The sequence below is a fragment of the Ligilactobacillus sp. genome, from assembly GCF_036846325.1.
Classification (GTDB): domain Bacteria; phylum Bacillota; class Bacilli; order Lactobacillales; family Lactobacillaceae; genus Ligilactobacillus.
The window spans coordinates 1-7,673 of the sequence record NZ_DAIUCE010000086.1 but is presented as its reverse complement, the minus strand read 5'-3'; the positions used below and the strand labels follow the sequence as shown (position 1 = coordinate 7,673).

Below are 7,673 nucleotides of genomic sequence, written 5' to 3'. Positions count from 1 at the left end.
GCAAAGGAACTCGATCTGATTGATGATTCCGAATTTGCGTTCGTCTGGGTCGTTGACTGGCCGTTGTTTGAGTACAGCGAAGAATTCGGACGCTATATCGCAGCTCATCATCCGTTCACGATGCCAAACGAGGAAGATCTTGATCTGCTTGAAACCGATCCGCACAAATGTCATGCTCAAAGCTATGACATCGTCTTGAACGGTTATGAGCTTGGCGGCGGTTCGATTCGTATCCATCGCCGCGACATCCAGGAAAAGATGTTCAAGGCGCTTGGATTCACGAAGGAAAGCGCTGAAGCACAATTCGGCTGGTTCATGGAAGCACTTGACTACGGATTCCCTCCTCATGGAGGCCTTGCTCTCGGGCTTGACCGTTTTGCAATGCTTCTTGCCGGCAAGGACAACATTCGCGAAGTGATTGCCTTCCCTAAGAATTCCAAGGCATCAGAACCGTTGACGAATGCCCCGAGCACTGTTTCTGAAAAGCAGTTGGACGAATTGTATCTGAAGACGGAAGAAAAATAGCGACGAAAAAAAGAGGCCTGGAAAAACCATGCCTCAATTTAAAACCCGGATGGTTTGCGATTCATGCGAATCATCCGGGTTTTTATGCAATGACGTGTGATGTGTGGAAAAGAGTCAACTTTGAAAAAACGTCATTTTGCCCGTAATCCCGTTTTGGCATCCTGATCAGGATGGTACCGAACAGCACTGCATTTGCCTGAAGGAGTCTGCTTCATGTATCAGAATCAGGAAAATGCCGGACAAAGTCAGTCGCAGATTGAACCTTGTTCGGCATTTCATCTAATTCAAAATGGACTCTTGAACAGTCTCTTAATTTTCATTTTCAATGAATTTCCTCAGCCCCTTGACAACGTCGCTCATAGCTTCGTTGCGGTACGAAGGATCAGAGATATTGTCAAAATCCTTCTGAGTGTTGATGTAGCCCATTTCAAGCAGGACAGACGGCTGGGTGTTGTCACGGATGACAAGGAAATCGCCCTTGTCGACGCCGCGGTTTTCGAGTCCCAGCGCTCCGAAGCTTTGATTGATGCAGCGTGCGAGTTTAAGTGATTTGCCGGTGTGATAGTAATATGTCGTAAATCCTGAAGCGGCATTCGGCTGATCGCAGGAATCAAAGTGAATGCTGATGAAGGCATCGGCATGAACCTGCTGGGCAAGAATCGGTCTTGAGGAAAGGCTGACCGTTTTGTCGGAAGAACGTGTCATGTAGACTTTGGCGCCGGCATCTTCAAGCTTTTGCTCAAGTTCCCTGGCATAAAGGAGCGTGTACTTCTTTTCCATCTTGTTCTTGACTGACAATGCGCCCGAATCTGCGCCGCCGTGACCGGCATCAATGACGATTGTTGCATCGCTGAGCTTTTCAATCGGGTTCCTGTAACCGTCGGCAATCATCCAGTCGGCGACCCAGCCTGTCTTGCCGTTGTCAGTTTTAACGTGAAGCCAGTGATTTTTTCTGGAATAGACGGTCAGACGCTGTTCTTTTTTCAGGAAGCTTTTTTGCGGAAATTCAGTGCCGGGGCCTTCTTTCAATACGGCATCAGTCGTTTCGACGACTATCTGATTCATATAAGCCCTGGTTCGATAGCCCAGGATGAAACCGAGTCCGAGGACAAGCAAGAGGAGAAGAAGACTGCTTTTTGAGAACGGACTTCGCCTTTGAGGCTGAGCCCTTTTTCGACGAGTTTGGTTAGTCAACGAAATTTCAATCCCTTCTTTATATCTCAACATTATCAATTATAGCAAGAGTACGCTTGATTTTAAAAGAATCAGTGAAAAAAATCGCAAAATATCCAAAAGAAGTTCTTTTCATTGTCTTAAAATTCATGCATACTATAACAGGCAAGATAAAACTTCGAGGTGAAAGGCATGAAGAAACTATATTTGGTGCGCCACGGTCAAACGTTGTTTAACGAATTGCACATGACTCAGGGATGGTGTGATTCTCCGCTGACCGAACTTGGTAGAAAACAGGCGAAGGAAGCGGGGAAATCGCTCAGAAACGTTGATTTTTCAGCAGTTTATACATCGACTTCAGAAAGAACTTCAGACACGGACAAGCCGTATACGAGACTCAAGGCATTGAAGGAAATGTATTTCGGACTTTATGAAGGTCAGCGCGAGTTCACACAGCCCAGGAACTGGTTCGTTGACAACACCGATGCGTTTGTTCCGTATGGAGGCGAGTCCGTTCAGGAAATGGCTGAAAGATTTGAAAACTGCGTCAGGGCAATCATGAAAAAAGAAGAAGGAGAAAACATTTTGATTGTCTCGCACGGATGCACAATCGGAACTTTTCTGGACCGGTTTGCACCGGATACGATGCAGTTGATCAGAAATCAGCACGGAATTCCGAATTGCGGCATTGCGGTTTTTGAATACGAGTCTGAAACTGAGAATTTCGTGCTGGAAAATCTGGTGGATCCGCTTCGCTGGGGTCATAAGGACGATGATGTCGTAAAACTCTGAATTTTACGGCGGGAATCTTTTTGGAAAAGCAGTTTGAAAGCATATGAAAATAATGGTATCATATCTTAGAATGGCTTATGGCCTATAATGAATCAAGATTTAGGAGGAATTAACTTAGATGGCGGATATTAAATACAAGCGCGTTGTTTTGAAATTGAGCGGTGAGGCGTTGGCCGGTGAAGCAGGCCATGGCATCAACCCGCCTGAAATCCGTAAAGTTGCCGAAGAAATCAAGGAAGTTCATGATCTCGGAGTCGAAATCGCAATCGTTGTCGGCGGCGGCAACATGTGGCGCGGCGAAGCAGGCGCAGCGATGGGCATGGAACGTGCGCAAGCCGACTACATCGGCATGCTCGGAACGGTGATGAACGCTTTGGCATTGCAGGATAATCTGGAATCGGTCGGGGTTCCGACCCGCGTTCAAACGGCGATTGAAATGCGCCAGGTTGCTGAACCTTACATCAGAAGAAAAGCCGTGCGTCACCTTGAAAAAGGCCGCATCGTGATTTTTGCCGCCGGGACCGGTTCTCCATATTTCTCAACTGATACGACTGCCGCCTTGCGTGCATCGGAAATCAACGCTGACGTGATTTTGATGGCCAAAAACGGTGTTGACGGGGTATATTCGGCAGATCCCCGTCAGGATGAAAATGCAGTCAAGTATGACAGTTTGACGCATCTTGATATCATCAACAAGGGTCTTAACGTAATGGATACGACGGCCTCCTCCCTTTCAATGGATAATGATATTCCTCTTGTCGTCTTCAATATGAATAAGCATGGCAACATCAAGAAAGTTGTTGTCGGTGAAAATATCGGTACGACGGTTACGAAATAATTGACAGCCTTAAAAGCCGGGTGCGCAGTTCCCGGCTTTTTTGATGCAGTCTTCTTGACGATTGAATTTTTCATTTTGCTGCCAGATTATTTTTGACAAATTTACTTTCGTTAGATAACATAGTACTTGGTAGTAATTTGGGATTATCTCGTGATACCAGTGATAATTTCTAAAAAGGTTGACTTGAAAAAGCAACGTATACTTAAATACTAGATCGATGATTCATCGACAGTCAGGAAGGATGAAATAACATGGGTGTTAGTTCAGAACTAGTTAAATATCAGGAAAAGATGCAGAAGGCAGAAGCCGCTTTGCAGCATGAGCTTGGCGGGATCCGTGCCGGCGTTGCCAATGCCAGCCTGCTTAATCGCGTGATGGTTGAATATTACGGTGCTCCGACGCCGCTTAACCAGATGGCGCAGATTTCGGTCCCTGAAGCACGCGTTCTGCTTGTTACGCCATATGACAAGTCTTCTTTAAAGGATGTCGAACATGCCCTGCTGGCATCAGATCTCGGCTTGACGCCGATGAACGACGGCAGTGCAATTCGTCTGGTCATTCCGCAGCTTACTGAAGAGCGACGCAAGGAACTTGCCAAGCAGGTTCGTGCGGCAGCTGAAAAGGGAAAGGTTGCAGTCAGGAACGTTCGCCGCGAAATGATGGATTCGTTGAAGAAGGCACAAAAGAACGGCGACATGAGCGAAGACGTGCTTCATGATCTTGAAGACGAGGCACAGAAGATTACGGATGCTTCAATCAAGAACATCGATGGAATTACGGCTGCTAAGGAAAAAGAGATTTTGGCAGAATAGTCAGTTTTCCGAAATAACGGGGCAAACGGCGCAATTTCAGTCAGGATGCGCCCGGGATGCCCCGTTATTCTTGTATCTGCTGAAACATGATTCGGAGGATTTGAAAAGATGTTTTCAAAATTATTCAAGACAAATTCAGAAAATGAAACTGAAGAAGTCGATTTAGATGAAAATAGGATTCCAAACCATATTGCCATCATCATGGACGGCAACGGACGCTGGGCGCAGAAGAGACATTTGCCGAGAGTTGCCGGACACAAGCAGGGGATGGAGAACGTAAAGGAAATTACCAGGGCGGCAAGCAATCTCGGGGTCAAGGTCCTGACGCTTTATGCATTTTCAACCGAAAACTGGAAGCGTCCCGAGTCTGAAGTCAGTTTCTTGATGGATCTTCCTTCAAAATTCTTTGACACGTTTGTCCCTGAATTGATTGAAAACAACGTCAGGGTAAATGTTATGGGATATACGGATCAGTTGCCGGAAAAGACGCAAAAAGCCGTTTTTGATGCGATTGAGCAGACAAGGAACTGTACTGGCATGATTCTGAACTTTGCCTTGAATTATGGCGGAAGAGCAGAGATTGTGACCGGCGTCAGAAAAATTGCCGAGAAGGTCCGGAATAACGAACTTGCTGCAGATGAGATTGATGAGGAAACAATCCGCAGGAGCTTGATGACGGCATCCGTTTTTCCGTATGACGATCCGGAGCTTTTGATCAGGACAAGCGGCGAAGAACGCATTTCAAACTTCCTGTTATGGCAGCTTGCCTACAGTGAGATGGTCTTCACCGATGTTTTCTGGCCTGATTATTCTCCGGCCAATCTGGCGGAGGACATCCGCAAATTTCAACAGCGTGACCGTCGCTTCGGCGGTCTGAACGAGGAGGAAATAAAGTAATGAAAACACGTGTCATTACGGCAGTCGTGGCTTTGGCCGTTTTTATTCCGTTATTACTGGTTGGCGGCGTGCCGTTCAATGTTTTGGTTTTTGCAATGGGCATCGTCGGGATGTCTGAATTCTTGATTATGAAAAAGGAGCTGATCGTTTCCGTTGAGGCACTGCTCAGCTTTATTGGCATTGCGGTGCTGCTTGCACCCGGCCAGGTTGCCGGATTTCTGCCGAAAGGCATCACGACGCTTGACGCTTTTTATTTTGTGATGCTTGCGCTTTTGATCTATACTGTTTTTTCGAAAAACCGTATTTCATTTGATGATGCAGGTGTCACGGCCTTGGGCGCTCTTTATGCCGGGATGGGCTTTCATTTGATGATGCAGGCTCGTGCTCAAAGCGTCTGGGTGATTTTATATGCGCTTTTGATTGTCTGGATTACCGACTCCGGAGCATATCTGATTGGCCGAAAGCTCGGCAGGCATAAGCTTGCGCCGCATGTCAGCCCGAACAAGACATGGGAGGGATCAATCGGCGGGAGTCTCGTGAGCGTAATCGTCGTTGGACTTTACCTTGCATTTTCGCCTGTCAGGTTTGCCTACAGTCTTCCGGTCATGCTTTTGCTGACGGTTGTCCTGTCTGTCGGAGGTCAGATCGGTGACTTGATTGAATCTGCCTTCAAGCGTCATTATGGCGTCAAGGATTCCGGTAAGATTCTTCCGGGACATGGCGGAATTCTGGATCGCTTCGATTCGCTGCTGTTCGTGCTGCCGTTGATGCATTTGTTCGGCCTGATTTAGGCCAGAGAGGAATCTGCCCGTGATTACGACAATAATAACTTTTATCATCGTCTTTGGAGTATTGGTGTTCGTACATGAATTCGGGCACTATTTCTTCGCCAGGCGCTCCGGAATTCTTGTGCGTGAATTTTCCATCGGCATGGGGCCGAAAATTTACGCGTATCACAAAAACGGAACGACTTACACGCTGCGGATTCTGCCGCTTGGCGGCTACGTCCGCATGGCCGGGCTTGAAGACGATGAAGATGCCTTGAAAAAAGGGCAGCCGATTTCACTTTTGCTGGATGAAAACGGCGTCGTCAGGAAGATTAACACCTCTTCCAGGGTGACTTTGCTGAATGCAGTGCCGCTTGAGGTGTCCGCATGGGATCTTGACCGAAAATTATGGATCAGAGGTTACGAAAACGGTGACGAAACTGAAGAGGTGACCTATCAGGTCGATCACGATGCGATGATCATCGAATCGGACGGGACCGAGGTGCAGATTGCGCCGATTGACGTTCAGTTCCAGTCGGCTTCGCTTCCGAACAGGATGATGACGAACTTTGCCGGAGCAATGAACAATTTTCTGCTGGCGATTGCTGCGTTTGCGCTTGTGGCAGTAATGCAGGGCGGCGTCATCACCAATACGACGACGCTTGGTCAGGTGCAGCACGGTTCCGTTGCGCAGAAGGCCGGGTTGAGGAAAGGTGATACGGTCGTTTCAATCAATGGCGAAAAGGTTGCTGATTTTTCGGAAATGGCTTCAAGAATTGATGCCAGTCCGGGCAAAAAACTTGTTTTTAAAGTCAAGCGTGACAAAAATCAGGTTCTGAACATCAGCCTCAAACCAAAGGCGGTGACTGAAGACGGCAAGAAAACAGGCAAAATCGGGGTGGTTGCAAAACAGGCGGTTAACCGCTCTCCCATTGCGATTGCCGAGTACGGGTTCGTTCAGACGTGGAGCGTCATGAAACAGATTTTCTCAGCTTTGGGAGCAATGCTTCACGGTTTCAGCCTGAATGATCTCGGCGGACCCGTTGCGATGTATTCATATACTTCAAAAGCGGCTCAGTATGGCGTTGTCAGCGTTATTTCGCTGCTTGCGTTTTTGTCGGTCAACCTCGGCATCGTCAACCTGCTGCCGATTCCTGCCCTGGATGGCGGAAAGCTTCTGCTGAACGTCATCGAAGCCGTCAGAGGCAGGCCGATTGATCCGAACAAGGAAGTCGTTTTGACTTTGATTGGCTTTGCATTCATGCTGATTTTAATGTTTTTGGTAACGTGGAACGATATTCAGCGGTATTTCTTCCGCTGAGATGTTGTATAGATTATAAAAACAATATCTATTCTCAATAATTATATTTTATGATATAATCAAAAGCATGAAAGCAAATGAAGTTTTACGCTTGCTTCAGATTAGTCGGCCCACACTCCATAGATGGCGTGAAACTGGAATTTTAAAGGCAACTAAATTGCCTAATGGGCAATACAATTGGGATGAAGAATCTGTTTTTGCCATCTTAAATAAGGGTGAAAAGCGAGGTGTCTATTTATACGCTCGAGTATCAACCCCTAAGCAAAAACATGATTTGGAAAACCAGATGGAGGCTTTACAGAATTTCGCTCTGAAGCAAGGCTATCAAGTCAAAGGTGCTTTTAAAGACATTGCCAGTGGTATTTCGTTTGAAAAGCGAAAGGAGTTCTTCGGATTGCTCGATCTTGTGATTGCCGGTAAGGTATCCAAGGTCATTATTACTTATAAGGATCGACTAAGCCGAGTAGGCTTTGATCTGTTCAAATATCTTTTCGCGAAATATCATACTGAGATTGTCGTAATGTCGGAATTGCACGACAAGAAGACTG

General features: G+C 46.8%; 9 protein-coding genes. 8 read left to right on the top strand and 1 reads right to left on the bottom strand.

The genetic code is table 11. The features are described from left to right. Positions 1–525, top strand: a 525-nt coding sequence (locus tag V7Z60_RS07890; RefSeq protein WP_334117289.1) for an amino acid--tRNA ligase-related protein, incomplete at its 5' end; no start/stop codon positions are given. Between the two features lie 309 nt (positions 526–834). On the opposite strand, the gene V7Z60_RS07885 is transcribed toward V7Z60_RS07890, so the two are convergent. Beyond that, on the bottom strand, positions 835–1,590 hold the full coding sequence (locus tag V7Z60_RS07885) for an N-acetylmuramoyl-L-alanine amidase (RefSeq protein WP_334117288.1): 756 nt from the start codon (positions 1,588–1,590) through the stop codon (positions 835–837). A 300-nt stretch (positions 1,591–1,890) separates the two neighbouring features. Here V7Z60_RS07885 and V7Z60_RS07880 point away from each other — a divergent pair, with 300 nt between their 5' ends. From V7Z60_RS07880 to V7Z60_RS07850, 7 genes are all read left to right on the top strand, one after another. After that, a complete protein-coding gene (locus tag V7Z60_RS07880) occupies positions 1,891–2,490 on the top strand; it encodes a histidine phosphatase family protein (protein ID WP_334117287.1) in 600 nt (199 codons plus the stop codon). A gap of 118 nt (positions 2,491–2,608) precedes the next feature. Then, entirely contained in the window at positions 2,609–3,328 is a 720-nt protein-coding gene (pyrH, locus tag V7Z60_RS07875; RefSeq protein ID WP_334117286.1) for a UMP kinase, read from the top strand. A gap of 251 nt (positions 3,329–3,579) precedes the next feature. After that, entirely contained in the window at positions 3,580–4,140 is a 561-nt protein-coding gene (gene frr / locus V7Z60_RS07870) for a ribosome recycling factor (protein ID WP_003694053.1), read from the top strand. A 108-nt stretch (positions 4,141–4,248) separates the two neighbouring features. Beyond that, a complete protein-coding gene (locus tag V7Z60_RS07865; protein WP_334117285.1) occupies positions 4,249–5,037 on the top strand; it encodes an isoprenyl transferase in 789 nt (262 codons plus the stop codon). Further along, positions 5,037–5,828: a phosphatidate cytidylyltransferase gene (locus tag V7Z60_RS07860; protein WP_334117284.1), complete on the top strand. Its 792-nt coding sequence runs from the start codon at positions 5,037–5,039 to the stop codon at positions 5,826–5,828. Before V7Z60_RS07865 ends, V7Z60_RS07860 begins: the two co-directional genes overlap by 1 nt. 19 nt (positions 5,829–5,847) lie before the next feature. Next, entirely contained in the window at positions 5,848–7,125 is a 1,278-nt protein-coding gene (rseP, locus tag V7Z60_RS07855; protein WP_334117283.1) for an RIP metalloprotease RseP, read from the top strand. A gap of 67 nt (positions 7,126–7,192) precedes the next feature. Then, positions 7,193–7,673 (top strand): IS607 family transposase (locus tag V7Z60_RS07850; protein ID WP_334117282.1); only part of this gene is annotated, 481 nt, incomplete at its 3' end.